Origin of the sequence: Rhizobium sp. PDO1-076 (assembly GCF_000247475.1) — a bacterium.
In the GTDB taxonomy this organism is placed as follows: Bacteria; Pseudomonadota; Alphaproteobacteria; order Rhizobiales; family Rhizobiaceae; genus Allorhizobium.
Genome location: NZ_AHZC01000337.1, coordinates 1 through 735, shown reverse-complemented (window position 1 = coordinate 735; position 735 = coordinate 1). Strand labels below are relative to the sequence as shown.

Here is a 735-nt window from a genome sequence, read left to right as displayed (position 1 = left end):
AACCACCCGCTCTACCTGCCGACGCTGGTCTTCATCCTGCTCGGAGCCTTTACCAAAAGCGCGCAGTTTCCGTTCCACTTCTGGCTGCCCAATGCGATGTCGGCGCCGACGCCTGTCTCCGCGCTTCTGCATTCGGCAACCATGGTCAAGGCAGGGGTCTTCCTGCTGGTGCGTCTATGGCCTGTGCTGTCGGGAACCTATGAATGGTTCTGGCTCGTTGGTCTGGCCGGTATCCTGACGCTGCTGCTGGGCGCCTATTTCGCTATGTTCCAGCAGGACCTGAAGGGGCTGCTGGCCTATTCTACCATCAGTCACCTCGGGCTGATCACGACACTGCTCAGCCTGGGCAGCCCGCTGGCAACGGTCGCTGCGATCTTCCACATGCTCAACCACGCAACCTTCAAGGCGTCCCTGTTCATGGCGGCCGGCATCATCGATCATGAAACCGGCACACGTGACCTCCGGCGATTGAGCGGTCTGTTTCGCTTCTTGCCGATTACCGCGACGCTTGCCATGGTCGCCAGTGCGGCTATGGCCGGCGTTCCTTTGCTGAACGGCTTCCTGTCGAAGGAAATGTTCTTCGCCGAAGCCGTCGAGACCCATGCCGATTCAATTCTTGATCGGGCGCTCCCCTACGTGGCGACGCTCGCCGGAGCGTTCAGTGTCGTCTATGCGCTGCGTCTCATTCATACGGTATTTTTCGGGCCGGCACCCACGGACCTGCCCAAGCCCAAG

At 60.4% G+C, this 735-nt stretch carries 1 protein-coding gene; it reads left to right on the top strand.

Going from position 1 to position 735, the window contains the following annotated elements; all coding sequences use genetic code 11:
- On the top strand, positions 1-735 hold a 735-nt coding region (locus PDO_RS16775), incomplete at both ends, for a proton-conducting transporter transmembrane domain-containing protein (protein WP_007604444.1).